Raw genomic sequence first — 25,089 nt, 5'->3', positions numbered from 1 at the left:
GACTGTCGTGATGACGAGTGAGACGACGGCGCCCGCGGGTGCGCGGCGCGGCCGCCCCGGCTACGACCGCGACCAGGTGCTCGCGGTCGCCGTGCAGCTGTTCAACGAGCAGGGCTACGACGCGACCTCGGTCGCCGATCTCGCCGAGCGCCTGGGGCTCACGAAGTCGGCGCTGTACCACCACTTCGCCTCGAAGGATGAGCTGCTCGCGCTCGCGCTCGACTCGGCACTGACTGCGCTGGAAGGAGTGCTCGACGAGGCCGAACTCCGCGCAGAGTCCGACGCCGAGCGCCTGCGCGATGTGATCGCGGGCGCCGTCGAGGTGCTCATCGACCACCTCCCCGAGGTGACGCTGCTGCTGCGCGTCCGCGGCAACAGCGCGACCGAGCAGCAGGCGCTCGAGCGCCGGCGCGTCTTCGACGCGCGCGTCGCCGCGCTGGTCGCCGGCGCGCAGTCCGAGGGCTGGATCCGCGCCGACGTCGACGCGGCCATCGCGACGAGACTCATCTTCGGCATGATCAACTCGGTCGTCGAGTGGTATCGCCCCGGCGGCCCGATCGATCGCGACGCGCTCGCCCGCGGCATCCTCACCGTCGTGCTCGACGGGCTCCGCTCCCCCGGGTCCTAGCCGCGCACCGGAACCATGCCGAGAACCCAGTCCTGCTGCCACTCCGGCGGGTCCGTGTACCCCGCGGCGTGGGCGCCGAGGTCGAACACCCGCTCGCACGCGCCGCCAGTCGCCCAGCAGCGCACGAGGGTGGCATGCTCGTCGACCTGGGCGATGAGCAGGATGGTCTCGTTCGTCTCCCACCACGCGGTCGCGCCGCGATCGGTGTAGGCACGCCACAGCGGCTCGCCGGGAACCCCTTCCGGCAACTGCAGAGTCGTGATCTCGTCGGCTGCGCTCGACCCGAGCGGCCGCACCCGCAGCTGCGTGTCGGTGAAGATCTCACGGGTGCCGTCGGGTGAGACGTAATTGTCTTCGAATCCTCGCCACACCTCGGGAATCGGGTCGGCCTGCTCGCTGAAGGCTTTCCTGCTCTCGAACGGCAGATCGGTGGGCTCGACGACGCCGTTGCGCACATCCCAGCGCCACACGGGCGGATCGCTCGACTCGTTCACCCAGTACGCGATGCCGTCGGCGTCGACCCCGATGATGTGCAGGCGGTTGCTCGTGTCGAAGTCGCCGTCGACCGTGTGGGTCGCCAGCTCCTGGTTCGTCGCGACGTCCCACATCACGAAGGTCGTCGTGTCGGCACTCCGCTTCTCCTGCCAGAAGATGATCGAGCCGTCGGCGCTCAGCGAGGGGTAGTACTCCTGCGTCGCAGGGAACGGTACGAGAGCATCACCGTCGACCAGCCACCAGCTCGCGGGAACGCCGTCCCGCGCACCGCCGCCGACGATGACCGTCGAACCTGCGACCTCGATCGCGCCGACCTCGAACGACGGCACGATCTCGGTGCCCGAGACATGCAGCACGCCGTCGTGGGCGTAGGGCGTGAGCGGCGGCTCGCCATCGGGAAGGGAGTCGATCCACACCTGCGGATCGACATCGGTCGGCACGACCTCAGGCGCCGTCCCCGCTGTCGGGACCGCCCCCGCCGGTCGGCCTTCACCCGACGCGAACGGAGCAGGCCGTTCGCTCTGGCCGAGGGCTGCGGTCAGCACGCCTCCGGCTACCGCTCCCACGAGAACCAGGGCGACACCCGCCGCGATGAACTGCGTGCGCCGACCGTCCGACGGATGGATGCGCTGCGTTCCCGCGAGCACCAGATCGCGCATCTCGCTGCGCTCGCGGGGTGTGAGGCCTTCGCCGGCGCTCATGATGATGCCTCCATTGCCGTGATCTCATCGCGGAGCTTCGCTCGCGCCCGGGCGAGTCGGGACTTGACCGTCCCGACCGGAATTCCCAGAGTCTGTGCGGTCTCGAGTTCCGGGTAGCCCTCGAGAACCCGCAGCACCACCACGCTCTGTTCGCGGGCGGGCAGGCGTCTGAGTGCCGCGAGCACCCCGCTCTCGTCGCTGCCGGTGAGCTCTCCGACCTCATCTGCGCGCGGCGCGCGAGCGATCAGCGTCCGATAGCGGCGGCTGGATCGCTCGAGGTTGCGCGCGGCGAACGACACCGTGTTGAGCAGCCAGGGCAGCGGCGACCCGTCCACCAGCCGAACCGAGGCCCGCTTGCGCCAGAGCTCGAAGAACGCGATGGTGACGGCATCCTTCGCATCCTCGCGCGCCGTGAGAAGGCGCCGTGCATGGCGGAAGAGCCGCGCCTCGTGCCGGTCGAACAGCGCGGCGAGGGCCACCGGGTCACCGGAACGGACCGCCAGCCAGTCCGAGGCGTCGTCATCGCTCATACCCTGTAATGTCCGCACCGCGCGAGAAGGTTCCCGACCTGCTGCACTCGCGACGCTCCTGCAGCACGAAGCCGATGCTACTCACGCGCGTGGGAACCGAATCGCGGTTCGCGGACATTAAGAGGTATGAAACCCTCGCCTGAGGTCGAGGCCGACGCCGAGTCCGACGCCGCGCTCGACACCGTCACCACCGCGCGCAGACAACGATGGTTCACTGCTCCGTCGACAATCATCGCGTTCGCCGCCGGAGCTCTCGTCGCCGGCGGAGTCATCGCCGTAGCACTGGGATTCGAGAACACCCCGCCGGACGCCACCCTCGTTCCCGCGGGCGTCGAGCCCGACGACCGGCTGATCACGCTGCTGTCGGGCGAGGGCTCGGACTACGAGGAGCTTTCACCGCCCCCCGGCTTCGCATCGGAGCAGTTGATCGACCTGTCGACGCTGCGCGGCTTCGGAACCTATCGAGACATCGAGGTGTGGTCGGCGGAGAACGCGCACGGATCGCGGTGCCTCATCGCCGTCCATCGGCAGACAGTCGACGTCATCGCGCGCGAGTGCATCCCGGCGGGAACCGACGTCGTCATGGACACCCGGCAGCACGGGCTCGCGGCCGGCGAAAGGCTGCGATTCGTGCTGCGCGACGCGAACGCCGATGCGCTCCACGTGTACCACCTGACGCCGGAGGAGGCCCGCTGATGGAATCGACGCCGATGCCCCAAGAGCTGGAGCACGAACTGGAGGATCTTCGGGTCCGCGCGTACGGCCCCGCCGCCGACATCGACGCTGATCCTGCCGCGCTCGCTCGTCTCAGCGAACTCGAGGCCGAGCGGGTAGGTCGTCGGTTCGTCGCAGAGGAGGGTGCGCCGGCGGATGCTGCGCCTGACGACAATGCGGAGGCGGATGCCGCGGACGTCGCTGTCGCAAGGGAAGCGGCGACCGAGAGCCCCCCACCGCGATCATCACGGGTCGCCGCGACGCGGTCGGCCCGCCTCCTGCTCTTGGCCGGCGCGGGAGCGGCGATCGTCGCGCTCGGGTACGGCGTGACGACGTTGTTCGGCCCGCAGCCGGACGCCACCCTGGGGTTGACGGCGTCGGTGCCCGACGCGCAAGCACGGACTCTCGCCGCGGACGCGGTCGACGACATCGACGTGTCGACACTGCAGTCGTACGGAATGTTCCTCGGGGTCGAACCCTGGTCGGCCGTGGATGCGTACGGCAATCCGTGCCTCGTCCTCATCGAACGCTCGACGCACAGCGCTCTCGAAGCGACGTGCACGCCGCCCGAAGCCGACCTGCTGGTCGACCTCGAGGTCCTGGTCGTGCCGTCCTACGACTTCGGCGACGGACTCCCGGTCGGCAGCGTCATCCGGTTCCACCTGCGCGACGAGTCGGTGGAGGCGCTCGTGTACCTCGCCCCCGAGCGAGACTGACGATCCACGCGGCCGCCAGTGCCAGCGCAACACCGAGCAGCGTCATCGCCACCCGCTCGAGGAACCAGTGCGCGGGGGTCTCGGTCTCACCCAGCAGCAGCATCGACAGCACGATCACGGTCGAGAAGAACGGGAAGACGTACCAGCGGCTGCCGGCGGTCCCGGTCGCAGCGGCGAGCGTCGCGAGGATGATGAGCGCGATCGCGATGTCACCGAGTGGCGCGAGGGCGATCGCGCACGCGACCAGAGCACCCGCGACCACCGAGGCGGAGCGGCCCCAAGCGCGCGCGTCGAGCTGCCCGCGATCCGGTCGGCTCACCAGCAGCGCCGCCATGCAGGCCCACCCCGGATGATCCACCCCGAGAGCGAAGCCGATCGCGGCGGCGGTCGCACCGGCGAGCCCGATCTGGATGCCGTACTGCAGCATCACGGAGCGAGGAGCAGCCGGGCGCGGGGGTCGCGCGGCCGTATCCGCCGCCGGCCACGCGAGCGAGACCAACCACCCGTACACCGATCCCGCCGTGATCAGCAGCGCCGCAGCGGCGCCTGCCGTCCACGGCGACTCCGACAGCCCGGCGCCGTACAGCGGCAGCCCCAGCATGAGGGCGAGCGGTGCAAGGCGATGTGCCGGGTTCGCGGCGAACAGCGCGACCGCGACGCACAGGACGAAGACGAGCACGACCGCGAGAACCGGCAGCGATGCCACGAGCGACCCGAGCAGGATCGACACCGCGGCGACGGCACCGACGACCATGACCATCGCGCGCTGACGCCGCGTGCTGCCGAGGCCCAACGCCGCCGCGGGCAGCACACCCACCGCGAGCGGCACTCCCAGCGCCGGGTCGAGCGTCGAGACGACAGCCGCCGGCAGCGCCAGCACCGCGCCGTGAGCGACGTTCCGCCACGACCACGCGAGCGGCGGGGAGGAGGTCATGCCTCCCACCCTGCCGCATCGCGGCGACCTCAGGCGATCAGCTCGCGCCGACGAGTTCAGGCTGATGCGCCGCCTCGACCCTGCGGTCGGCGGCGATGGCCCGACCGAGCGCGAGGAAGAGCAGGACCATGCCGGCGGTGAGCAGCATATGGCCCGTCCCGGCGATGCCCGCGATCATCTTCGACGACTCCTGCCCGAGGACCGTGAGACTGCCGCGCCAGACGAGCATGGCCGAGGTGAGGATCACGCCCGCGTTGTAGACCCAGAAGAACCAGCCGAACAGCCGGCTGCGCGACAGTGTGAATGCCCGCTCGAGCAGAAGGACGATCACGAGCACGATGAATCCGAGCGTCAGCAGATGGGTATGGGCGAGGCCGAGCTGGGTGAACTCGCCCGGGGGGAAGCCGTTGAGCTTCGTGAACTCGCGATAGAAGAGACCGGACAGGACACCGCCGACCATATAGGCGAAGGCGGAGTAGTAGAGGCGACGCATGGGTGATTCCTTTCGAGGACTCACTCCAGCCTCAGTGCTTCGCCGCGCACGGAGATCAACCGAAGGGTTGAGATGTGACCTCTCGCCTCAGAGCAGGCCGGTCTCGCGGGCGAGGGCGACCGCTCGGGATCTGCTGTCGACCGCGAGCTTGTCGAAGAGGTGCACGAGATGGGTCTTCACGGTCGCTTCGCTGACGAACAGGGCGGTGGCGATCTGCTTGTTCGAAGCGCCGGTGTCGAGGAGCCGCAGCACATCGCGCTCGCGCTCGGTGAGCCGCACCCGCGGCGCGCGCATGACCCGCACCACGCGGTCGGTCAGTTCGGGCGTCAGGACGAGCTCGCCCGCGGCCGCCTGCGCGATCGAGCGCACGATCACCTCCGGAGCGACATCCTTGAGCAGGAAGCCCGAAGCGCCGGCCTCGATCGCACCGAGGATCTCGGCATCCCGATCGAACGTCGTCAGGATGATGACGGCCGGCGCCGGGTCGAGGGCGCGCAGCGCCGCGGTCGTCTGCACGCCGTCCATCCCCGCGCCCAGACGCAGGTCGCACAGCACGACGTCGGGTCGCAGGTGGGACGCCAGCAGCACCGCCTCCTCGCCGGTCGCCGCCTCGCCGACGACCTCGACGGCGTCGTGACCGACGAACAGCGACCGGAGTCCGGCGCGGACGATCGGGTGGTCGTCGACCAGCAGCACGCGCAGCACGGTCATCACGCGCCTCCGGTTCCGCCGAGCGGGAGGGATGCCGACAGAGCCGTCCCCGCACCAGGTGTGCTCTCGATGTCGAGGCCGCCTCCGAGTTCTCGAAGGCGGGCACGCATCGCACGCAGTCCGTATCCGCCGGCGGGGCGACGGGTGGATGCCGAGTCCCAGCGCTCCAGATCGAAGCCCGCGCCGTCGTCGACGACGTCGAGACGCACCGTCGATCCCGCGTCGACGAGGCTGACCACGACGCGCTCGGCGCCCGCGTGCTCCCGCACGTTCGCGAGCGCTGACTGCGCGGTGCGCAGCAGGGCGACCTCGACGGCGACGGGAAGCGCCGGCACCGTCTCGTCGACGTGGAGGTCGGTGCGCATGCCGGTCTCGTCAGCGAGACGCGACAGCATCCGTCGCAGGGCGTCGCCGAGCGCCGACCCCTCGAGCTCGGCGGGAGTCAGCGCGTCGACGATCCGGCGCGTGTCGCCGAGCCCTTCGCGTGCCAGCGCTTGAATCTGATCGAGTGCGCGATCCGTCACGTCCCCGTCCCCGTCCCCGTCGGCGTCTTCGCCGCGCGCCCGTGCGCCGCCGGCGATCAATCCGATCGACGACAGGCTCTGGGCGACCGTGTCGTGGATGTCGCGCGAGAGGCGTGTGCGCTCGACACCGGCTCCGGAGTCGCGCTGAGTTCGGGCGAGCTCGTCCTGCAGCTCGGCCATCTGGGCCTGCGTCGCCACGAGCGACGCGATCAGCCGGCGACGCTCCTCGCCGTCGCGGACGAGCTCGAGGTAGCCGCGCGAGATCCCGAGGGCGAAGACGCCGCCGATGAGCGGCCCGATGACGTTCGCATACGTCGTCGTGCCGGTGTGGATGAGGGGCGCTGCGACGACCACGACGAAGACGAGGATGCTGAACGGCACCGCCCACCGCAGCCGCAGCACGAACCCGGCGAGCAGCCACAGCGGGAAGGCGAGCCACACGAACTCGGGCGAGACGGCCACGGCACCGATCCAGATCAGGGCGAGCCCGAGGAGCCACCATGTCGCGAGCGCCGGGTCGCGGGCGCGGTCGACCAGCCGCAGCCCGCCGAAGTACCAGCCGGCGAACACCGCCGCGACGGCGACCACCCCGGGCCACGGCGTGCCGTCGCCGATGGCCCGAACAGTCCCCACGACGATCAGCACGACCGTGATGACGATCTGGCCGAGTCGGATCGAGCCGATCAGCCCCCGCCAGCCGCGGGCTTCGACCGCGTCGGTCACGAGGCGACGCGCCCCCGGATCGGGTCGAGCACCGCTTCGGCCGCCCACCCTGCCGCGTCGGCGATGTCTCGCCCGTCCATGTGCAGCTCGCGGCGCAGCGTCACCCAGGTCGCAGCGGAGTCCAGGTGCGACAGCGCCGCCACGATCGAGACGCGCTCACCCTCGGGCAGCGACGGCGCCTCGCGTGCGAGCATCGCGGAGAGAGAGTCACGGGTGGGCGACGGCGCGGCGCCGCTGACGCCGCGCATCGAGGTCTCGGCGACGACGTGGGCGAGCTCGGGCCGGCGGTCGTACGCCGCCATCGCCTCGCGGATCGCGAGGGGGATGTCGAAGACGGACGAGGATTCCGGCCGAGTGAAGATGCTGCGCTCGATCCAGGCGGCCGTAGCGAGCAGAAGGTCGACGCGGGTGGCGTAGTTGCGGAAGATCGTGCGCTCGCCGATGCCCGCCCGTCGCGCGATGAGCCGGAACGAGACGTCGTCGGTGCCGAGCTCTTCGATCAGCTCGGCGTACGCTGCGAGAATCGCCTCCTGCGTGCGATTCGGGGCGGTGTCGCTGATCTCGGATGCGAGACCCGGCGCCTGCGCGCTCATCTCGGCGCCCGCGACGGAGTGGGCAGACCGCTGACGGCGAGCCCCACCGTGCGATCGAAGACGTCCGAGATCTCCGGGGCGCTCATCTCGAAGCCGGTGCGCATGCGCGCCCAGAACTGCGCGGAGGCGAAGTACCGGATCGTCGCGGCGACGCGCCGGCGATCGCGTGCGTTGACCGTCGGGTACTCCGTCTCCAGCATCCCGTCGATCGCGCGGGTCAGGAATGTCGATTCCGATTCGACCGTGGGAGAGATGGATGCCGCGCGAGCGCACACGAAGGCGAAGGCCGGTGACGCATCGAAGGCGCCGAATCGGTCGCGTGCCGCGGCACGGAACTCGGGGATGGTGACGAACGCCGGCAACGGGAACTCGGCCTGCTCGATCCACTGGGCGAGCCCCTCGAGGAGGTGCGACCGGGTCGGGAACTGGCGGTAGACGGTGCGCTCGGAAACGCCGACCGCATCACCCAGCGATCGGTACGAGATGTCGTCGAAGGTGGTCTCGCGCAGCGCCGCCGCCGCGCTCTGGAGGATCGCGGTGGGTGTGTCCACCGGCTCAGCGGTCATCCGCCTTCTCCTCTCGCGATGCGACTCCCCACCACCCGCACCTCCCGCTTCGCCGCCCTTCGCCGCACCGGCTTGGGCTCGGGCGGCAGGACGTACCGGTCGGATGCATCGAGCGTGAGCGCGAGCGACGAGACGAACTGGAGCTCTCCGTGCGGGCCGCGCTCCGCCGACGCCAGCATATCCGGGCGCTCGAACGTGTAGCCGGTGACATGGCAGCGAAGTCGCTCACCCGACGGGTTGCCGTCGGCGTCGAACATCGGCGAGGGGATGCCGTCGCTCCGGCGACGCAGATAGAAACGCCCGCCCGTGATGATCGCCATGAGCGGTGTGACGACGAGAGCCACGCCGATCGCGATCAGGACGGAGTACGGCCTGACCTCCTCGCCGAAGGCGCCTCCGAAAGCCGCGAGCGAGAGCACCGACGCGAGCCCCACCGAGACGAGGCCCACCGGGTTCCAGTCGTGGAGCATGCCCCGGCGGAACTCGGGGAAGATCGGCGAGAGCCGCAGCAGGTACTTGTTGATCGCGATGTCGGCGGCGATCGTCACGAGCCACGCCATCACGACGTTCGCGTAGAGGCTGAGCACGAAGGCGATCAGGCTGAAGACGTCCATCCACATCAGCCCCAGCGCGATCGCGAGGTTGAAGAACACGAACACCGAGCGCCCGGGGTAGGTCTTCGTGAGCCGCGTGTAGACGTTCGACCACGCGAGCGAGCCCGAATAGGCGTTGGTGACGTTGATCTTCACCTGCGCGATCACGACGAGGATGAGCGCGAGCCCGATCGCCAGCCACTCGGGCATCATCGACGAGTACAGTCCGACGAACTGCAGCACCGGCTCGGTCGCGCGCGCGGCGAGGTCGGGATCGACGCGCGTGAAGAGGTAGACGGCGAGGAAGACGCCGGCGACCTGCTTGAGTCCGCTGAACAGCACCCACCCGGGACCGGCGAACAGCAGCGACGTCCACCATGAGCGGGCGTTCGCGCGCGTTCGGGGCGGCATGGCGCGGATCACGTCGATCTGCTCGGCGAGCTGCGGTGTGAGGGCGAAGCACACCGCGGCGCTGGCCACCACGGCGCCGAAGTCGAGGGCGCCGTCGGTGTTGCCGGTGTAGGCGACGAAGGCGGCGACCGCGTCGGGATCCGAGACGATGACCCACAGCAGCGGAAGCAGCGCGAGTGCGAGCCACAGCGGCGTCGTCCAGAACTGCAGTCGCTCGAGCGCTCGCATCCCGTAGATCACGATGGGGATCACGACGACCGTGGAGATGAGATAGCCGATGGGAAGCGGGATGCCGGTGGCCACCTGGATCCCCTGCGCCATGATCGCCCCCTCCAGTGCGAAGAAGATGCACGTGAAGATCGCGAAGATCACGGTCGTGATCGACGACCCGTAGTAGCCGAACCCCGAGCCGCGGGCGATGAGATCGAGGTCGAGGTTGTAGCGAGCGGCGTAGTAGGCGATCGGAAGCCCGACGAGGAAGATCGTCACGGACGCGAGCAGGATGCCGAGCACGGCGTTGTTCGTGCCGTGCTCGATGCCGATCGAGGCGCCGATCGAGAAGTCGGCGAGGAAGGCGATCGAGCCGAGCGCGGTCACCCCGACCGCGCCGGCGCTCCAGCGCCGAAACGAGCGCGGAACGTAGCGGAAGGCATAGTCCTCGAGGCTGTCCTCGGCGGCTGCCCGCGCGTTGTCTGCCCTCGTCACCGTCGCACTCCTCGCGTCCCACGCGTGCGCACCATTGTGGACGCACCGTGTTACAGCCGCGTTGCGGCGAGAGAAGACCTCGCGACAGATCAGATAGCCATGGCCATGCGCACGTTCTCTGCGGCGGATGCCCCACCCTCCCCGGTGCTCGATGCGAAGCCGCTCGCGAGTACGAGGTACTTGTCGGCGGCCTCCAGCGCGAACCCGATGTGCTGCTCGACGAGCAGCACCGACAGCCCCTCGCTCGCGAGCTGCATCACGGTGTGCTCGATCTCGGCGACGATCGTCGGCTGGATGCCCTCGGTCGGCTCGTCGAGGATCAGGAGCTTGGGCTCGGTGATGAGGGCTCGCGCGATCGCGAGCTGCTGCCGCTGGCCGCCCGAGAGGAGACCGGCCTTGCGGGTGGCGAACTTCTCGAGTGCGGGGAAGCGCGTCAGCTGCTGCTCGATGAGCGCCTTGCCGCGTCTGCGGCCGTCGGCGACGAGCTGCAGGTTCTCCATCGTCGTCAGCTGACCGAACGACTGCTGCCCCTGCGGCACGTAGGCCATTCCGCGTGCGACGCGCTTGTTGGGCGGGAGCGACGTGACATCCTCGCCCTGGAAGATCACCTGGCCGCTGCGCGGCTTGATGAGCCCGATCGCGACGCGCAGAAGCGTCGACTTTCCCGCACCGTTGTGGCCGAGGACGGCCACCACCGTATCGGAGCGCGGCAGCGTGACGCCGTGCAGCACGAGCGTGCGGCCGTAGCCGGCCTGGATTTCGTTCAGCTCGAGCATCTCAGGCCCCGTTTCCCTGGGTAGCGGCATCCGTCATCGCGGGCGTCGACTCGGCCACGGCGAGCATGCCGGTGGTCGTCGCCGCCCCGGCGGTGCCGAGGTAGACCTCCTGCACCTTCGGGTCGGCCTGCACCTGGGCGACCGCGCCCTCCGAGAGCACCTTGCCCTGGTGCAGCACTGTGACGCGCGAGGCGTAGCGGCGCATGAAGTCCATGTCGTGCTCGACCACCAGCACGATCCGGCGCTCGGCGATGCGCTGCAGCAGCTCACCCGTCGCCGTCCGCTCGTCCTGGCTCATCCCGGCGACGGGTTCGTCGAGCAGCAGCGCGCGGGGGCCCTGCACGAGCATCATCGCGATCTCGAGCCACTGCTTCTGTCCGTGCGACAGGATGCCGGCGGGCGTCGCGCGCTCGGCGCTCAGGCCCGTCTCCTCCAGCGCGGTCTCGATCGACGGATCGACCCCGCGGCGAGCGCGCAGGAGCGACAGCGCCGAGCGGTGGAGCCCCGCCGCGATGTCGAGATTCTGCAGCACGGTGAGCTGCTCGAAGACGCTCGCGGTCTGGAAGGTGCGGCCGACGCCGAGGCGGACGATCTTGTTGACCGGTCGCCCCAAGAGCTCCTGGTCGCCGAGCGTCACCGAGCCGGTGCCTTTCGACAGACCCGTGATGGCGTCGATGCAGGTCGTCTTGCCGGCGCCGTTCGGGCCGATGAGGAACCTCACCTCGCCCGGGTGGGCGTCGAATGAGACGCCGCCGACCGCGACGAAGCCGTCGAACTCGACCCGCAGATCGGTGACGACGAGCGCATCCGCAGCGGCGGTCACTTCGCCACCTCCTCGAGCACCGGCGCCGAGGCGGCGGGGGCGGGATCGGGATCCGGCGGCGTTCTGCGTGAGCGCCATACCGCGTTCTTCGCCTTCGAGAACAGCGACGAGAGCCCCATCGGAAGGAACAGCGTCACCAGGATGAAGACCAGTCCCAGGATGTAGACCCAGCCGCTCGGCCAGCTCGAGCCGAGGCTCGACTGCCCCCACCCGATCGCCATCGCTCCGAGAGCCGGTCCGAACAGCGAGGCGCGCCCGCCGAGAGCGACGCCCGCAATCATCAGGATCGACGCCGAAGCGCCGATCTCAGCCGGCGTGATGATGCCGACGATCGGGACGAACATGGCGCCGGCGATGCTGGCCATGACGGCGGCGACGACGTAGGCGACGAGCTTGATGTTGGCCGGGTCGTAGCCGAGGAAGCGCACGCGCTCCTCGGCATCCCGCGTCGCGATCAGCAGTTCGCCGAAGCGGCTGCGGTTCAGCTGCCACACGACCAGGAGGCACGCGATGAGCAGCGACGCCGCGATCATGAAGATCATCATCTTGTTCGCGTCGTCCTCGAGGACGAACCCGAAGAAGTAGCGGAAGTCGCTGAGCCCCGTGTCGCCACCCGTCTCGCGGATCGTCGAGCTGATGAGCACGGCGAGCGCCACAGCGAGCGCCTGGGACAGGATCGCGAAGTACGCGCCCTTGATCCGTCGCTTGAAGAGTGCGAAGCCGAGGACCGAGGCCACGATCACCGGAAGCGCGATGATGGCGACGAGGGTGAAAGCGGGACTGCGGAACGGCTCCCAGAAGACAGGAAGCGAGGCGGACGGGTCGTACAGGATCATGAACACCGGAAGGCTGTCCGGCCCCGCGCTCTCGAGCGTCATGTGCATCGCCATGGCGTAGGCGCCGAGACCGAAGAAGACGCCCTGGCCGAGGACCAGCATCCCTCCGCGTCCCCACGCCAGCCCGATGCCGACGGCCGCGATCGCCCAGCAGCAGTACTTGCCGAGGTTGTTGATCCAGTGCATCGAGAGCACGGCGGGGGCAACCACCAGCAGCAGCACGGCGAACACGCCGATGCCGATGAGCGGCAGCCACGGCTTCAGCTTGGTCATGGTCATGTCAACCCCCGGGTGCGGACCGTGAACAGGCCCTGTGGTCGGAACTGCAGGAAGATCACGAGCAGCACGAATGCGAGGACCTGCGCCATGCTCCCCGTCGTCCAGTCGGCGAAGTACGACAGCGCGATGCCGAACGCGAGCGCCGCGATCACGGTGCCCTTGATCTGGCCGATGCCGCCGGCGACGACGACGAGGAAGGCCGGGATGATGTACTGCGTGCCCATCTGGGAGTTGGTTCCGCCGATGAGGGATGCCGCGACGCCGGCGACGCCGGCCAGGCCCGAGCCGACGAAGAAGGTGAGCCGGTCGATCGTGCGGGTGCGGATGCCGCTGGTCTCGGCGAGGTCGCGGTTCTGCACCGTCGCTCGGATTCGGCGTCCGAAGGACGAGTACTTGAGCCACGCGGCCAGGGCCACGAGGCACGCGGCTGCGAGCAGGATCGTGAACACCTGCCGCAGCGGCCAGCCGTAGCCGAAGACGTTGATCTGCCCGTCGAGCCAGTCCGGGCTCTCGACCGGCACGCCCTGCGCGGGAAAGATCTGCAGGGCTACCTGCTGCAGGATCAGGCTCACCCCGACCGTGACGAGGAGGGTGTCCAGCGGTCGCCGGTACATCCACTGGATGATGCCGACCTCGAGGAGGAGGCCGAGGAGGCCCGCACCGACGAACGCGAGCGGCAGCGCCAGCAGGATCGAGATGTTGGTCGAGGTGACGACCAACTGGGTCAGATAGGCGATGAAGGCGCCGGCCATGATGAACTCGCCGTGCGCCATGTTGATCACCCCCATCTGCCCGAAGGTGAGGGTGAGCCCGAGTGCTGCCAGCAGCAGCAGCGCGCCGAGCGCCGTGCCGTTCAGCAGCGGCGGTATGAGTGCATCCACGGTCGGTCGCTCTCTGTGCGGTGGCGGAGTCTGGAGGCGATGGTGGAGCGTGGGGTCCCGTGCCGGATGGACACGGGACCCCACACCCTGCGGGCGTCAGCCTGCGGCGGCTACCAGCGCATCGCGGACGTCGGCGGGGAACCAGTCGTACCCCTCGAGGTACGGGTCGGGCTCGATGAAGCCGTCTGACGACCAGACGATGTCGAACTGGTTGTCGGCGTTGATCCGGCCGATGTTGCCGGGCTTGGAGATGTGGTGGTTCTCACCGTCGAGGGTGACGACGCCCTCGGGGGCATCGACGGTGATCTCGTTCTCGACCGCCGCCTCGTTGATCGCGTCGACGTCGAACGACCCTGCCGCCTCGACCAGAGCCTTGTAGAGGTAGAGCGAGATGTACGCCGCCTCCATCGGGTCGCTGGTCACGCCGCTGTTGCCGGGGTAGGCCTGCCAGCGCTCGATGAACGCCGGGTTGTTGGGCGTGTCCATCGACTGGAAGTAGTTCCACGACGCGTAGTTGCCCGTCACCTCGTGCCCCATGGCCGGCGCCTCTTCCTCGGCGATCGACACCGAGATGATCGGGGTCTCCTCGGGGGTGAGTCCGGCGTCGTAGTACGCCTTGATGAAGCCGACGTTGGACGACCCGTTGATCGTGTTGAAGACGTAGTCGGGGTCGGCCTCGACGATCTTCGCGACCTGGGTGGTCCAGTCGTCCTTGTCGAGCGGCACGTACTCCTCGCCGACGATCTCGATGCCGAGCTCCTCGGCGTAGAGCTTGATGATCGCGTTCGCGGTGCGCGGGAAGACGTAGTCGGAGCCTGCGAGGAACAGCGTCTCGACACCTTCGGCCGCAAGGAAGTCCAGCGCCGGGATGATCTGCTGGTTGGTCGTCGCGCCGGTGTAGTAGATGTTCGGCGACGACTCGAGGCCCTCGTACTGCACCGGGTAGAAGAACAGACCGTTGTGCTCCTCGACGACGGGCTTCACGGCCTTGCGCGACGACGAGGTCCAGCCGCCGAAGATCGCGCCCACGCAGTCCTGCGTCAGCAGCTTCTCGGTCTTCTCGGCGAAGGTCGGCCAGTCGGTGGCGCCGTCTTCCTGGATGTACTCGATCTGCTTGCCGAGGATGCCACCGTCGGCGTTGATCTCGTCGGCCGCCATGTGCAGGACGTTGGAGACCGTCTTCTCCGAGATCGCCATGCCGCCGGTGAGCGAATTGAGGAAGCCGAGCTTGATCGTGTCGCCGGACGTGTCGACGCAGCTCTCCGCCGACCCGGAGGCAGCCGGTTCTGCGGTGTCGCCGGCGCGAGACCCGCAGCCGGCGAGGACGAGTGCGGCGCCGGCGAGCATCGCCGGGACGATCAGGGCGGTCCTCAGCCGCCGTGTGCGAATGGTGCTCATGGGGAACTCCGTTTCTGTTTGCTGCGTGAATCCGGGCACGCCGATCACCGGTGCCGAGGCCTCGAAGGTCTGGGCTGACTGGCCTCGTCGAGGCCGAGCGTGGAGCAGGGGCGTGCGATGGTGCGGGATGGATCGCGGAACTGCTGCGGTAGTGCCCAGCATGGGACTGTGTCATTGCTCTGACATTTCTCGATTGTTCCGATCGTGTAAACCGTGGCTGGATGAATCGGCCGAAATGCCGCGGAATCATGGGGATTCCGCGGGATCGCGCCTTCCGACCACCCTTTCCAGCCCTCGCCGAACGGGCCCGCTGTGGCACACTTCTGACATCGATCCGACGTCGGAGGAGAGCGATGCACTTCACGCCAGCCGAGACCGAGAAGCTCCTGCTCTCGGTGGCCGCCATGGTCGCGCGCGACCGGCTCTCACGGGGCATCGCTCTGAACCATCCCGAGACGATCGCGCTGCTGTCGTGCTGGGTGATCGAGGGCGCGCGAGAGGGCCAGGGCGTGGCGGAGCTCATGGATGCCGGCCGTCAGGTGCTCACGCGAGACCAGGTCATGCCGGGAGTGCCGGAGATGATCGCCGATGTGCAGATCGAGGCCACCTTCCCCGACGGGCGCAAGCTCGTCACCATCCATCACCCGATCGACTGAGGGCAGCACGCATGGCATCCGTATCGAGCGAGGGCCCGGGCGCCTTCCGCATCCTCCCGGGGCAGATCGAGCTGAACGCCGACCGCTCGGGCGACCAACGCATCCGCCTGGTGTTCGTGAACACCGGCGATCGGCCCATCCAGATCGGGTCGCACCTGCACCTTCCCGACGCCAACTCCGCGCTCGACTTCGACCGGGCGGCCGCCCGCGGCTTCCGCCTCGACATCCCGTCGGGCACCTCGCAGCGCTTCGAGCCCGGCGCCTCGCGCGAGCTCGACGCCGTTGCGCTCCGCGGAGCACGCCGGGTTCCCGGCATCCAGATCAAGACCGAAGCCGAAGGGGTGCTCGATGGTGTGGCTTGACCGGTCGCGGTACGCCGCGATCTACGGACCGACGGTCGGCGACGAGGTGCGCCTGGGCGACACCGATCTGTGGATCCAGATCGAGCGGGATCTCACCGTCGGCGGCGAGGAGGCGATCTTCGGCGGCGGCAAGTCGATCCGCGAGTCGATGGCGCAGGCGACCACGAGTCGTGCCGACGGGGCGCTCGACACCGTCATCACGAACGCGATCATCCTCGACTGGTGGGGCATCGTGCGCGCCGACATCGGCATCCGCGACGGGCGCATCGTGGGCATCGGCCACGCGGGCAATCCCGACATCAGCGACGGCATCGACATGATCATCGGCCCGTCGACCGACGTGATCGCCGGCGAAGGGCGCATCGTCACCGCCGGCGCGATCGACTCCCACGTCCACCTGCTCTCGCCGTCGCAGCTCCATGAGGCGCTCGCGACCGGCATCACCACGATCGTCGGCGGCGGCACCGGCCCGTCGGAGGGATCGAAGGCGACGACCGTCACGCCCGGCGCGTGGCACCTCACCAACATGCACCGCGCGCTCGACCCCCTGCCGGTGAACGTGCTGCTGCTCGGCAAGGGCAACACCGTATCGGCCGCTGCGCTCAAGGAACAGGCGCTCGCGGGTGCTGCGGGCTACAAGGTGCACGAGGACTGGGGCTCGACTCCTGCCGCGATCGACGCGTCGCTGAAAGCCGCCGACGACTGGGGGCTGCAGGTCGCCCTCCACTCCGACTCGCTCAACGAGGCCGGCTTCGTCGAGTCGACGATCGCGGCGATGGCCGGCCGTTCGATCCACGCATTCCATGTCGAGGGCGCCGGTGGAGGCCACGCCCCCGACATCCTGTCGATCGCGGGCCTTCCGAACGTGATCCCCGGGTCGACCAACCCGACGCTCCCGCACACCGTCAACACGGTCGCCGAGCACCTCGACATGCTGATGGTCTGCCACCACCTGAACCCCGCGGTGCCCGAAGACCTCGCGTTCGCCGAGTCGCGCATCCGGGCCACCACGATCGCGGCCGAAGACATCCTGCACGACATCGGAGCCCTCTCGATCACGTCGTCCGACGCGCAGGCGATGGGCCGCATCGGCGAGGTGATCACGCGCACGTGGCAGGTCGCGCACGTCATGAAGCACCGTCGCGGCGCGCTCGGAGGCGGGATGCCGGCCGACAACGAGCGCGCGCGGCGCTACGTCGCGAAGTACACCGTGAACCCCGCGATCGCGCACGGCATCGCGTACGACGTCGGCTCGATCGAGGTGGGCCTGCTCGCCGACCTCGTGGTGTGGGACCCGAAGTTCTTCGGCGTGCGGCCTGCGGTCGTCGTCAAGGGCGGCGCGATCGCGTGGGCGGCGCTCGGCGACCCGAACGCCTCGATCCCGACGCCCCAGCCCGTCATGATGCGGCCGTCGTTCGGCGACACGATCGGCGCCGACCTGTCGGTGACCTACGTCTCGCCCGCAGCGCTCGACGACGGTCTCGCCGAGACGCTGGGGCTGCGGCGCCGACTCGCGGCGGTGCAGTCGACCCGGCACATCGGCAAGGCCGATATGCGCAACAACGACGTGCTCCCCTCGATCGCCATTCAGCCCGACACGTTCGAGATCGCGATCGACGGCGACACCGTCGTGCCCGCACCCGCGGCATCCCTCCCCCTCGCGCAGCTCTACACCATGTTCTGAGCAGCCCCTCGATGACCCCCGACGCGCACACGATCACCCTGCTGCTGGCCGACGCGCGCCTGCCCTCGGGCGGGTACGCGTTCTCGTCGGGGCTCGAGCCGGCGCTGCAAGGCGGGCTCGAGCCGAGCGAGATCGGCGCGTTCCTGCGGGCGCGGGCGAGGACCACGACGATGGTGGATGCCGCGACCGCCGTCGTCGCGCGTGCTGCCGGTCTTCGCGGCGGCGCGTACGCTCCTGTCGAGCAGGCGTGGGCCGCTCGCACGCCGAGCCCAGCGACCCGGCAGTCATCGCGCGAGCTCGGTCGCGGACTACTGCGCCTCGCCGGGCGTCTCTGGCCCGACTCGGCGCCGATCGCGGGTCTTGCCGGTGCGGCGATGTGGTCGCGCCCCGTCGTCCTCGGGGCGGTCGCCGCCCATGCCGGCCTCGACGCCGAGACCCTCGTGCGCCTCGCCGTCTACGACGACATGGCCTGCGGCGTCGCGGCGCTCCTCAAGCTCGAGCCGGGCGACCCGGTCGACGGCGTGCGCCTCGTTCTCGGCGCCTGCGCTTCGGTCGACACCTTCACCCCCCAGCTCGCCGCCCTCACCTCACCGGAGGCGATCCCCGCGGCGAGCGCCCCGCAGTCCGAGATGTGGGCAGAAGCCCACGCCGTCACCAACAGGAGGCTCTTCCGTGCCTGATTCCCCCGCATCCGCCCGCGCTCTCCGCCTCGGCGTCGCCGGCCCCGTCGGCACCGGCAAGTCGTCGCTCATCGCGACGGTGTGCCGCGCGCTCGGCTCCGAGCTGCGCCTCGGCGTGATCACGAACGACATCTACACCGACGAGGATGCCCGGTTCCTCCGTTCGGCCGGCGTGCTCGAGCCCGAGCGCATCCGCGCCGTCGAGACGGGCGCGTGCCCGCACACCGCGATCCGCGACGACATCACGACGAACCTCCTCGCCGCCGAAGACCTCGAGCGCGACTTCTCGCCCCTCGACGTCGTGCTGATCGAATCGGGCGGCGACAACCTGACCGCCACGTTCTCGCCCGCGCTCGTCGACGCCCAGATCTTCGTGCTCGATGTCGCCGGCGGTGGGGATGTCGCGCGCAAGGGCGGCCCGGGGATCGGCCGTGCCGACCTGCTGGTCGTCAACAAGACCGACCTCGCGCCCTATGTCGGCGTCGACGTGCCGCAGATGGTCGCGGATGCCGAAGAGGCCCGCGAGGGTCGGGCGGTGCTGGCGCTCTCGCGCCACGACGCGGAGTCGGTCGCGGCCCTGCGCACCTGGGTGCTGAGCATGCTCGCCGCACACCGTTCCGGCCACCACGTGCCGCAGGATCCGGGGCCGATGGCGCCGCACTTCCACGCCGACGAGGAGCACCCCGACGGCGGCTTCGTGCACACGCACGACGAGGACGCCCACACGCACGCGCACGCCGGCGCGGGGACGAACGCGAACGAGTGACCGGCACGCGAATCGCGGTCACCGCCGGCGAGCCACGTGCCCACGTGGCTCTCTCGGTCGGCGCGCTCGCGCCGCGCCTGGTCGCGCGCGATGCCACGCGGGCGCACGTCGCCGTCGCTGCGGCCGGAATGGTGCTGCTCGGCGGCGACCACGTGCACGTCGGCATCGACGTGGGGGCGGGATGCACCCTCGAGATCCAGGATGTCGGGGGCACGGTCGCCTACCGCGGGAGCCGCTCGTCGTGGGTGGTGGACATCCGGATCGGACCCGATGCGACGCTGCTGTGGGACGGCCTGCCGTTCGTGGTCACCGACGGAGCCGACGTCGAGCGCCGGAGCACGGTGACGCTGGAACCCGGCGCCCGAGCAGTGATCCGCGAGACGCTGGTTCTCGGCAGGCACGGCGAGCGCGGCGGACGGCTGGCCTCGGCGCTGGCTGTCGCAGACCGCGACGGCCCGATCCTGGTCGAGCGGTTGGAGGCCGACGGCACGGCACCCGAGCCGGGGGTTCTGGGAGTGAATCGGGTGCACGACGCCGTCGTGGCGGTCGGATTCCGGCCGCGCCTGCAACCGAACGATCTCGAATTCGAGCGCGCGGGGGCGATGGCCCGCCACCTCTCCGATCACACGCACGGCTCGCCGCTGGACCCGGTGTGGGAAGCGTGGGCGACGGATGCCGAGAGGAAGCATGTTGACGTCACTGCCTGAGCCCCGCTCCGCGACCCGCATCAGGCCGGGCACGATCGGCGTCATCGCGTTCATCGCGGCGCTGCACGTCCTCGGCTGGGGAGTCCTCGTCTTCGTGGTGATCCCTGCGGGCATCCCGCTCGGTGGCAGCGGCGGCGCGATGGTGACCCTCGGCCTCGGCCTCACCGCGTACGCGCTCGGAGTCCGGCATGCGTTCGATGCCGACCACATCGCCGCGATCGACAACACCACGCGCCGCCTCGCGGAGCGCGGCAAGCCCGCCGGCACCGTCGGCTTCTGGTTCTCGCTCGGCCACTCGACGATCGTCGTCGTGCTCTGCATCGTGCTGACCTTCGGGATCGCGGCGGTCGGATCGGCGCTCGCCGATGACTCCTCGGCCCTCCGCACCTGGACCGGGGTCATCGGACCCACGGTGTCGGGCGTGTTCCTCCTCGTCATCGCCGCGATCAACGTCGCGGCGCTGCGCCACCGCCACGGGCACGCGGGCGGACCGGTTCTGCGGCTGCTCGGTCCCTTCGAGAAGGCGGTCGACCGCCCCTCGCGCATGTACGTCGTCGGGCTGCTGTTCGGCCTCGGCTTCGACACCGCGACCGAGATCGGGCTGCTCGCGCTCGCGGGCGCCGCTACCCTCGGCGGCGTGCCCTGGTGGGCTGCGCTCACCCTGCCGGTTCTCTTCGCCGCGGGCATGAGCGCGTTCGACACGGGGCAGGGAGCCGTGATGCGGCGCGCCTACACGTGGCAGCCCGGCCGTCGTCAGTTCGCCGGGCGTCCGCTCGGCGAGGTCTACGCGATCGCCATGACCGGAATCTCCGTCGTCGCCGCCGTGGTGATCGCGACCGTCCAGCTCTCCGACGTCCTCGTCTCGAATCTCGGCCTCGGCGGCCCGCTCCCCTGGCTGGCGTCGGTGGGCATCGACGACCTCGGACTCGTGCTGACGGGTCTGCTGCTGCTCACGTGGGCGGCCGTGCTGATCGCCACCCGGTCGCCGCGCGTGCGGGAGTCGTGAGCGCTCAGGCCGCGGGGTGGAGGTTCTTGCGCAGGAATGCGGCGACCTCGACGACGGCCCGATCCACGCGTGACGCGGTGAGCACCGAGTGCCCCCTGCCGTCGGCCCACACGACGTGAAGGCGGCCTCCCTCTGAGACGTCGATCCCGCGCACGCTCGGCGCGGCCTTCGGATCGGGGGATGCCGGACCCTCGCGACGGTGCGTCGGCGGCTCGCCGCCCACGAGGTCGGGCAGTCGCTCCACCCGCCGCTTCGCCGACTTGCAGTCGCGGCGGAAGCGGAGGGTCATGACGCCCTTGTCGCCCGACCCCAGCTGCTCATCTCCGCCCGGGATCGCCCAACTGCCGGGGCGGAGCATCGGGAACGCCGCCTGGCTGGCGACGACCGCCTTCACCTGCGGATCGAGCACCGCAGCCATCGCGAAGGCGCCCGTCGCGCACATCCCGATGACGGCGACTCCGCGCGGCGAGGTGGTGTGCGTGCCGAGCCAGCTCGCCGCCTCCGCGAGCCATTCCGTGCCTTTTCGCGGCTGGTTGCGCGCGAGCAGGCTCATTTCGCGGGCGATGCACCGACCGATCAGCCCTGCCGAGCCCGCGGGCATGCTGCCGTCGCCTCCCGCGGGCCCGAACAGGTGCGGAACGGCCACGCGAAAGCCTGCGGCGGTGATGGCCTCGGCAAGCTCGAACGTCTCGTCTGTCAGCCCCATCAGCTCGTGGAGCAGGAGCACGCCCGGGCCACCGTTCGGACCGAGGTGCACGACGTGCGCCTGGTCGGGCGTTGCGACGCGGTGAGGCACGAACCCGCTTCTGACCGTGCTCAGCGCCACCTGTTCCATAGGTGGAATCTAGCGCTATGAACGCGCAGGCGACCGGTTCTCGGCGCTGACCATCCAGGCGAACTGCTCGAGCTTCTCGATCACCGCGTGCAGGATGTCGGCGCTCGTCGGGTCTTCCTCGTCGACGGCGTCGTGCACCTCACGAATGGTGGCGACCGTGCGCTCGAGCCGGACGGTGATCAGGTCGACGGTCTCGCCGGTGTCGATCTCGCCCTGCGGGTAATCCGGAAGCGTCGTGGTCGCCGCGACGATGTCGCTGCGGCCGTCGGGCACCGCGTGCAGCGCCCGCATGCGCTCGGCGACGGTGTCGCTGAACTCACGTGCCGCCTCGATGATCTCGTCGAGGATGCGGTGGGTGTCGCGGAAGTTGGGGCCGACCACGTTCCAGTGCGCCTGCTTGCCCTGCATCTGCAACTCGAGAAGGTCGACGAGCACAGCTTGCAGCTTCTCGCCGAGCTCCTTCGACGCGACGAAGCCCTTCTCTGCGTTCTGACGCCGGGTGCTCTTCGCGCCCGTCCCTCCGGCAGCGGCGCGCTTCGTCTTCGTGGATGCCGTCTTCGATGTCGTGACCATGGTGGTACCTCCACGCAGGACGCTACGGTGCCCGGCCCCGCGCCCGGCGGGCCTTGACAAGGCGAAGCGAGGCATGGCAGGTGACGCGCGCATAGGCGTCGGCATCCATCCGCGCAAGCCCCTGTCGATATGAACCGCGCGGCAGAAGACTCGAATGATGGTTCTCGTCGGCTATCACGCATCCCATGAGCAGGTCCCCCCGAGTCGGCTGCTGGCCGCGGTCGTCCGCGCCGAGCAAGCCGGGTTCGACGCGGCGATGTGCTCGGACCACCTCGCCCCGTGGGGGGTGCGGCAGGGCGAATCGGGCTATGCCTGGAGCTGGCTCGGCGCCGCCCTCGCCGCGACGTCGTTCTCGCTCGGTGTCGTCACGGCACCCGGGCAGCGGTATCACCCGGTGATCACGGCGCAGGCCATCGCGACGCTCGAGGAGATGTTCCCCGGGCGGTTCTGGGCCGCCCTCGGCAGCGGCGAGGCCGTCAACGAGCACATCACGGGCGACGCGTGGCCCGTCAAGGAGCGCCGCAACACCCGCCTCGAGCAGTCCGTCCACGTCATCCGCGATCTGCTGGCCGGCAACGAGGTCACCCACGACGGCGAGATCACCGTGCACCGCGCGCGGGTGTGGAGCCTCCCCGCCTCACCGCCGCCACTCCTCGGAGCCGCCGTCACCGCCGAGACGGCCGGATGGGTCGCGCAATGGGCGGACGGGCTCGCGACGGTCGCGCAGCCGCCGGACGTTCTCGAGGGCGTCGTTCGGGCGTACCGGGATGCCGGCGGCCGCGGCCCCCGTGTGCTCCAAGTGCATGTCGCCCTCGAGGACACCGAGGACGAGGCGCTGCGTGTCGTGCGGGAGCAGTGGCGGCATGCCGTGATCCCGTCCTCGTTGTGGGACATCGAGCAGCCCGAGGACTTCGACGCGCTCGCGGGCGACCCGAGCGACGAGAAGCTCCGGCAGGGAGCGCTGGTCTCGGCCGACGCGAGCGAGCTCGCCGACCGCATCGCGGCGCTCGCGCATCTCGGCTTCGACCGGGTCTACCTGCACGGCGTGGGCACCGACCAGTCCGCCTTCCTCGACCGGGCGGAGCGCGACCTGCTGCCGGCCCTGCGGAGGGCGCTGTGAGGATCACCGACACGAGCGACCTGTGGTGGAAGTCGGCCGTCATCTACTGCCTCGACGTCGAGACGTACATGGATGCCGACGACGACGGCACCGGCGACTTCGCGGGCCTCGCCCGGCGCATCGACTACCTGGCCGACCTCGGCGTCACCTGCCTGTGGCTCATGCCGTTCTACCCGACGCCCGATCGCGACGACGGGTACGACATCAGCGACTTCTACGGGATCGATCGGCGACTCGGCAACCACGGTGACTTCGTCGAGGTCATCCGCACCGCGAACGACCGCGGCATGCGCGTGATCGTCGACCTCGTCGTCAATCACACCTCCGATCGGCATCCGTGGTTCGTGTCCGCGCGACGCAGTCGCACGTCGCCCTTCCGCGATTTCTACGTGTGGCGCGACGAGCCGCCCAAGACCCGGCAGCCGACCGTGTTCCCCGGCGAGGAATCGAGCGTCTGGGAGTATGACGAGCGCACCGAGCAGTACTTCCAGCACGTCTTCTACAAGCACCAGCCCGACCTGAACATCGCCAACCCGCGGGTTCGAGACGAGATCGCCAAGACGATCGGCTTCTGGCTCGCGCTCGGCGTCTCGGGCTTCCGGATCGACGCGGTCCCCTTCCTCATCGAACCCCCCGAAGGCGTCGAATTCGGCGACCCGCACGAGTTCCTTCGCGACCTCAAGCGATTCCTGCAGCGTCGCGTCGGCGATTCGGCGCTGCTGGGGGAGGTGAACCTCCCCTATCGCCAGCAGCTGCAATTCTTCGGCGGCGAGCGCGGCGGCGAACTCGATCTGCAGTTCGACTTCGTCTCGATGCAGGCCCTGTACCTCTCGCTGGCGCGCCACGATCCCGCACCCCTGGTGAAGACCCTGACCGCCCGGCCGGCAGTCCCGCCCGAGGCCGCGTGGGCGAACTTCGTGCGCAACCACGATGAGCTCACCCTCGACAAGCTGACCGACGCGGAACGCGACGAGGTCTTCGAGGCGTTCGCGCCGGATGAGTCTCAGCGCGTCTACGGCCGAGGGATAACACGCCGGCTCCCTCCCATCCTCGGGGGCGATCCGCGCCGCATCCGCATGGTCTACAGCCTGCTCTTCTCACTGCCGGGCACGCCCGTGCTGTTCTACGGCGAGGAGATCGGGATGGGCGAGAACCCCGAGATCCCGGGCCGCCAGTCCGTGCGGACGCCGATGCAGTGGACCGACGGCAAAAATGGCGGGTTCTCGCATGCAGCACCGAGCCGTCTCGTCGCGCCCATCACCGGCGACGGCTACGCACCCGAGCACGTCAACGTTCAGCAGCAGCGGAACGACCCCGACTCGCTGCTGCAGTTCATGAGGCACCTGATCAGCCGATACCGCGTCTCGCCCGAGATCGGGTGGGGAGAACTCCGCATCCTCGAGCACGACGGCACGGGAATGCTCGCCCACGAAGTGCGCGCGGACGTCGGGCGGATGATCGCGCTTCACAACTTCACCGACGTGCCGCAGCGCATCACGGTGGAGATCGGCGTGCTCGAGGAGGGAACCGCCCTCCTCGACCTCCACGGCCCCGACCGGCTCACCCCCGACCGGCGCGGCCGGATCGAACTGGAGCTGCCGCCCTACGGGTTCCGCTGGCTGCGCGTCTCGCCGCCGGGCGACACTCGGATCGGCTAGTGGCGGCGCCGG

The 25,089-nt window shown here is 69.8% G+C and carries 28 protein-coding genes; 12 read left to right on the top strand and 16 right to left on the bottom strand.

Annotation, left to right across the window (positions count from 1 at the left end):
* The first annotated feature begins 10 nt into the window (after nucleotides 1–10).
* Nucleotides 11–628, top strand: a complete 618-nt coding sequence (locus tag FFS15_RS10550; protein WP_137844985.1) for a TetR/AcrR family transcriptional regulator — start codon at nucleotides 11–13, stop codon at nucleotides 626–628.
* Here the strand turns inward: FFS15_RS10550 and FFS15_RS10545 are convergent.
* Entirely contained in the window at nucleotides 625–1,824 is a 1,200-nt protein-coding gene (locus FFS15_RS10545) for a hypothetical protein (protein ID WP_137844984.1), read from the bottom strand. The two genes, FFS15_RS10550 and FFS15_RS10545, sit on opposite strands and share 4 nt — an antisense overlap.
* Entirely contained in the window at nucleotides 1,821–2,354 is a 534-nt protein-coding gene (locus FFS15_RS10540; protein ID WP_137844983.1) for a sigma-70 family RNA polymerase sigma factor, read from the bottom strand. The genes FFS15_RS10545 and FFS15_RS10540 overlap by 4 nt, the downstream gene beginning before the upstream one ends.
* Before the next feature lie 126 nt (nucleotides 2,355–2,480).
* Here FFS15_RS10540 and FFS15_RS10535 point away from each other — a divergent pair, with 126 nt between their 5' ends.
* Together FFS15_RS10535 and FFS15_RS10530 are read left to right on the top strand one after the other, a co-directional pair.
* Complete coding sequence (locus FFS15_RS10535; protein ID WP_137844982.1) at nucleotides 2,481–3,050, top strand: hypothetical protein; 570 nt, start codon at nucleotides 2,481–2,483, stop codon at nucleotides 3,048–3,050.
* Entirely contained in the window at nucleotides 3,050–3,784 is a 735-nt protein-coding gene (locus FFS15_RS10530; protein ID WP_137844981.1) for a hypothetical protein, read from the top strand. The genes FFS15_RS10535 and FFS15_RS10530 overlap by 1 nt, the downstream gene beginning before the upstream one ends.
* On the opposite strand, the gene FFS15_RS10525 is transcribed toward FFS15_RS10530, so the two are convergent.
* From FFS15_RS10525 to urtA, 12 genes are all read right to left on the bottom strand, one after another.
* Nucleotides 3,717–4,718, bottom strand: coding sequence for an FUSC family protein (locus FFS15_RS10525; RefSeq protein WP_137844980.1), 1,002 nt, complete (start codon nucleotides 4,716–4,718; stop codon nucleotides 3,717–3,719). The genes FFS15_RS10530 and FFS15_RS10525 overlap by 68 nt on opposite strands.
* Nucleotides 4,719–4,755: 37 nt before the next feature.
* Nucleotides 4,756–5,211: a DUF2871 domain-containing protein gene (locus FFS15_RS10520; RefSeq protein WP_137844979.1), complete on the bottom strand. Its 456-nt coding sequence runs from the start codon at nucleotides 5,209–5,211 to the stop codon at nucleotides 4,756–4,758.
* Between the two features lie 87 nt (nucleotides 5,212–5,298).
* The gene (locus tag FFS15_RS10515; RefSeq protein WP_137844978.1) at nucleotides 5,299–5,922 is read right to left on the bottom strand and encodes a response regulator transcription factor; all 624 of its coding nucleotides are present in this window, start codon (nucleotides 5,920–5,922) and stop codon (nucleotides 5,299–5,301) included.
* Complete coding sequence (locus tag FFS15_RS10510; protein ID WP_249353951.1) at nucleotides 5,922–7,169, bottom strand: sensor histidine kinase; 1,248 nt, start codon at nucleotides 7,167–7,169, stop codon at nucleotides 5,922–5,924. The genes FFS15_RS10515 and FFS15_RS10510 overlap by 1 nt, the downstream gene beginning before the upstream one ends.
* Complete coding sequence (locus FFS15_RS10505; protein WP_137844977.1) at nucleotides 7,166–7,762, bottom strand: TetR/AcrR family transcriptional regulator; 597 nt, start codon at nucleotides 7,760–7,762, stop codon at nucleotides 7,166–7,168. The genes FFS15_RS10510 and FFS15_RS10505 overlap by 4 nt, the downstream gene beginning before the upstream one ends.
* Nucleotides 7,759–8,328 (bottom strand): TetR/AcrR family transcriptional regulator, encoded by a 570-nt coding sequence (locus tag FFS15_RS10500; RefSeq protein ID WP_137844976.1) that lies wholly within the window; start codon nucleotides 8,326–8,328, stop codon nucleotides 7,759–7,761. The genes FFS15_RS10505 and FFS15_RS10500 overlap by 4 nt, the downstream gene beginning before the upstream one ends.
* Nucleotides 8,325–10,037, bottom strand: a complete 1,713-nt coding sequence (locus FFS15_RS10495; RefSeq protein ID WP_249353949.1) for a hypothetical protein — start codon at nucleotides 10,035–10,037, stop codon at nucleotides 8,325–8,327. Before FFS15_RS10495 ends, FFS15_RS10500 begins: the two co-directional genes overlap by 4 nt.
* Before the next feature lie 89 nt (nucleotides 10,038–10,126).
* Nucleotides 10,127–10,813: an ATP-binding cassette domain-containing protein gene (locus tag FFS15_RS10490; protein ID WP_137844975.1), complete on the bottom strand. Its 687-nt coding sequence runs from the start codon at nucleotides 10,811–10,813 to the stop codon at nucleotides 10,127–10,129.
* Nucleotide 10,814: 1 nt separating this feature from the next.
* Nucleotides 10,815–11,636 (bottom strand): urea ABC transporter ATP-binding protein UrtD, encoded by an 822-nt coding sequence (gene urtD / locus FFS15_RS10485; RefSeq protein WP_137844974.1) that lies wholly within the window; start codon nucleotides 11,634–11,636, stop codon nucleotides 10,815–10,817.
* Complete coding sequence (gene urtC, locus FFS15_RS10480; RefSeq protein ID WP_249353947.1) at nucleotides 11,633–12,751, bottom strand: urea ABC transporter permease subunit UrtC; 1,119 nt, start codon at nucleotides 12,749–12,751, stop codon at nucleotides 11,633–11,635. The genes urtD and urtC overlap by 4 nt, the downstream gene beginning before the upstream one ends.
* A complete protein-coding gene (gene urtB, locus FFS15_RS10475; RefSeq protein ID WP_137844973.1) occupies nucleotides 12,748–13,632 on the bottom strand; it encodes an urea ABC transporter permease subunit UrtB in 885 nt (294 codons plus the stop codon). The genes urtC and urtB overlap by 4 nt, the downstream gene beginning before the upstream one ends.
* A 96-nt stretch (nucleotides 13,633–13,728) precedes the next feature.
* Complete coding sequence (gene urtA, locus FFS15_RS10470; RefSeq protein ID WP_137844972.1) at nucleotides 13,729–15,030, bottom strand: urea ABC transporter substrate-binding protein; 1,302 nt, start codon at nucleotides 15,028–15,030, stop codon at nucleotides 13,729–13,731.
* Nucleotides 15,031–15,383: 353 nt separating this feature from the next.
* Here urtA and FFS15_RS10465 point away from each other — a divergent pair, with 353 nt between their 5' ends.
* Genes FFS15_RS10465 through FFS15_RS10435 form a run of 7 tightly spaced genes read left to right on the top strand, consistent with a single transcriptional unit; the run spans nucleotide 15,384 to nucleotide 20,891 of the window.
* Entirely contained in the window at nucleotides 15,384–15,686 is a 303-nt protein-coding gene (locus tag FFS15_RS10465; protein WP_137844971.1) for an urease subunit gamma, read from the top strand.
* A gap of 11 nt (nucleotides 15,687–15,697) precedes the next feature.
* Nucleotides 15,698–16,048, top strand: coding sequence for an urease subunit beta (ureB, locus tag FFS15_RS10460; protein WP_137844970.1), 351 nt, complete (start codon nucleotides 15,698–15,700; stop codon nucleotides 16,046–16,048).
* Complete coding sequence (locus FFS15_RS10455; protein WP_171013163.1) at nucleotides 16,035–17,732, top strand: urease subunit alpha; 1,698 nt, start codon at nucleotides 16,035–16,037, stop codon at nucleotides 17,730–17,732. The genes ureB and FFS15_RS10455 overlap by 14 nt, the downstream gene beginning before the upstream one ends.
* An 11-nt stretch (nucleotides 17,733–17,743) precedes the next feature.
* On the top strand, nucleotides 17,744–18,412 hold the full coding sequence (locus FFS15_RS10450; protein WP_137844969.1) for an urease accessory UreF family protein: 669 nt from the start codon (nucleotides 17,744–17,746) through the stop codon (nucleotides 18,410–18,412).
* The gene (gene ureG / locus FFS15_RS10445) at nucleotides 18,405–19,178 is read left to right on the top strand and encodes an urease accessory protein UreG (protein ID WP_137844968.1); all 774 of its coding nucleotides are present in this window, start codon (nucleotides 18,405–18,407) and stop codon (nucleotides 19,176–19,178) included. Before FFS15_RS10450 ends, ureG begins: the two co-directional genes overlap by 8 nt.
* Nucleotides 19,175–19,885 carry an urease accessory protein UreD gene (locus FFS15_RS10440; RefSeq protein WP_249353945.1) on the top strand — a complete coding sequence of 237 codons (711 nt, stop codon included), beginning with the start codon at nucleotides 19,175–19,177 and terminating at the stop codon, nucleotides 19,883–19,885. Before ureG ends, FFS15_RS10440 begins: the two co-directional genes overlap by 4 nt.
* Complete coding sequence (locus tag FFS15_RS10435) at nucleotides 19,866–20,891, top strand: high-affinity nickel-transport protein (protein ID WP_137844967.1); 1,026 nt, start codon at nucleotides 19,866–19,868, stop codon at nucleotides 20,889–20,891. The genes FFS15_RS10440 and FFS15_RS10435 overlap by 20 nt, the downstream gene beginning before the upstream one ends.
* Nucleotides 20,892–20,895: 4 nt before the next feature.
* On the opposite strand, the gene FFS15_RS10430 is transcribed toward FFS15_RS10435, so the two are convergent.
* Nucleotides 20,896–21,726: a dienelactone hydrolase family protein gene (locus FFS15_RS10430; protein ID WP_137844966.1), complete on the bottom strand. Its 831-nt coding sequence runs from the start codon at nucleotides 21,724–21,726 to the stop codon at nucleotides 20,896–20,898.
* Between the two features lie 15 nt (nucleotides 21,727–21,741).
* Nucleotides 21,742–22,299, bottom strand: a complete 558-nt coding sequence (locus FFS15_RS10425; RefSeq protein ID WP_137844965.1) for a DNA starvation/stationary phase protection protein — start codon at nucleotides 22,297–22,299, stop codon at nucleotides 21,742–21,744.
* A gap of 154 nt (nucleotides 22,300–22,453) precedes the next feature.
* Between FFS15_RS10425 and FFS15_RS10420 the strand changes: the two genes are divergently transcribed.
* Together FFS15_RS10420 and FFS15_RS10415 are read left to right on the top strand one after the other, a co-directional pair.
* Entirely contained in the window at nucleotides 22,454–23,419 is a 966-nt protein-coding gene (locus tag FFS15_RS10420; RefSeq protein ID WP_349290460.1) for a TIGR03885 family FMN-dependent LLM class oxidoreductase, read from the top strand.
* Nucleotides 23,416–25,077: an alpha-amylase family protein gene (locus tag FFS15_RS10415; protein WP_137844964.1), complete on the top strand. Its 1,662-nt coding sequence runs from the start codon at nucleotides 23,416–23,418 to the stop codon at nucleotides 25,075–25,077. The genes FFS15_RS10420 and FFS15_RS10415 overlap by 4 nt, the downstream gene beginning before the upstream one ends.
* The last annotated feature ends 12 nt before the right edge of the window (nucleotides 25,078–25,089 follow it).

It is taken from the genome of Microbacterium sp. 2FI (assembly GCF_005502885.1).
GTDB lineage: Bacteria > Actinomycetota > Actinomycetes > Actinomycetales > Microbacteriaceae > Microbacterium.
The sequence above is the reverse complement of the archived record's forward strand: the minus strand, read 5'-3'. Positions and strand labels throughout refer to the sequence as shown.

Excerpts from the sequence above, each read along its gene's own strand:
- FFS15_RS10505 (WP_137844977.1), bottom strand. The coding sequence starts at position 7,762 with ATGAGCGCGCAGGCGCCGGGTCTCGCATCCGAGATCAGCGACACCGCC.
- FFS15_RS10525 (WP_137844980.1), bottom strand. The coding sequence starts at position 4,718 with ATGACCTCCTCCCCGCCGCTCGCGTGGTCGTGGCGGAACGTCGCTCAC.
- FFS15_RS10455 (WP_171013163.1), top strand. The coding sequence starts at position 16,035 with ATGGTGTGGCTTGACCGGTCGCGGTACGCCGCGATCTACGGACCGACG.
- FFS15_RS10520 (WP_137844979.1), bottom strand. The coding sequence starts at position 5,211 with ATGCGTCGCCTCTACTACTCCGCCTTCGCCTATATGGTCGGCGGTGTC.
- FFS15_RS10450 (WP_137844969.1), top strand. The coding sequence starts at position 17,744 with ATGACCCCCGACGCGCACACGATCACCCTGCTGCTGGCCGACGCGCGC.
- urtC (WP_249353947.1), bottom strand. The coding sequence starts at position 12,751 with ATGACCATGACCAAGCTGAAGCCGTGGCTGCCGCTCATCGGCATCGGC.
- FFS15_RS10425 (WP_137844965.1), bottom strand. The coding sequence starts at position 22,299 with ATGGTCACGACATCGAAGACGGCATCCACGAAGACGAAGCGCGCCGCT.
- urtA (WP_137844972.1), bottom strand. The coding sequence starts at position 15,030 with ATGAGCACCATTCGCACACGGCGGCTGAGGACCGCCCTGATCGTCCCG.
- FFS15_RS10545 (WP_137844984.1), bottom strand. The coding sequence starts at position 1,824 with ATGAGCGCCGGCGAAGGCCTCACACCCCGCGAGCGCAGCGAGATGCGC.
- FFS15_RS10535 (WP_137844982.1), top strand. The coding sequence starts at position 2,481 with ATGAAACCCTCGCCTGAGGTCGAGGCCGACGCCGAGTCCGACGCCGCG.
- FFS15_RS10500 (WP_137844976.1), bottom strand. The coding sequence starts at position 8,328 with ATGACCGCTGAGCCGGTGGACACACCCACCGCGATCCTCCAGAGCGCG.
- ureB (WP_137844970.1), top strand. The coding sequence starts at position 15,698 with ATGGCATCCGTATCGAGCGAGGGCCCGGGCGCCTTCCGCATCCTCCCG.
- FFS15_RS10550 (WP_137844985.1), top strand. The coding sequence starts at position 11 with ATGACGAGTGAGACGACGGCGCCCGCGGGTGCGCGGCGCGGCCGCCCC.
- FFS15_RS10530 (WP_137844981.1), top strand. The coding sequence starts at position 3,050 with ATGGAATCGACGCCGATGCCCCAAGAGCTGGAGCACGAACTGGAGGAT.
- FFS15_RS10465 (WP_137844971.1), top strand. The coding sequence starts at position 15,384 with ATGCACTTCACGCCAGCCGAGACCGAGAAGCTCCTGCTCTCGGTGGCC.
- FFS15_RS10515 (WP_137844978.1), bottom strand. The coding sequence starts at position 5,922 with ATGACCGTGCTGCGCGTGCTGCTGGTCGACGACCACCCGATCGTCCGC.
- FFS15_RS10430 (WP_137844966.1), bottom strand. The coding sequence starts at position 21,726 with ATGGAACAGGTGGCGCTGAGCACGGTCAGAAGCGGGTTCGTGCCTCAC.
- FFS15_RS10540 (WP_137844983.1), bottom strand. The coding sequence starts at position 2,354 with ATGAGCGATGACGACGCCTCGGACTGGCTGGCGGTCCGTTCCGGTGAC.
- FFS15_RS10420 (WP_349290460.1), top strand. The coding sequence starts at position 22,454 with ATGATGGTTCTCGTCGGCTATCACGCATCCCATGAGCAGGTCCCCCCG.
- FFS15_RS10490 (WP_137844975.1), bottom strand. The coding sequence starts at position 10,813 with ATGCTCGAGCTGAACGAAATCCAGGCCGGCTACGGCCGCACGCTCGTG.
- FFS15_RS10435 (WP_137844967.1), top strand. The coding sequence starts at position 19,866 with ATGTTGACGTCACTGCCTGAGCCCCGCTCCGCGACCCGCATCAGGCCG.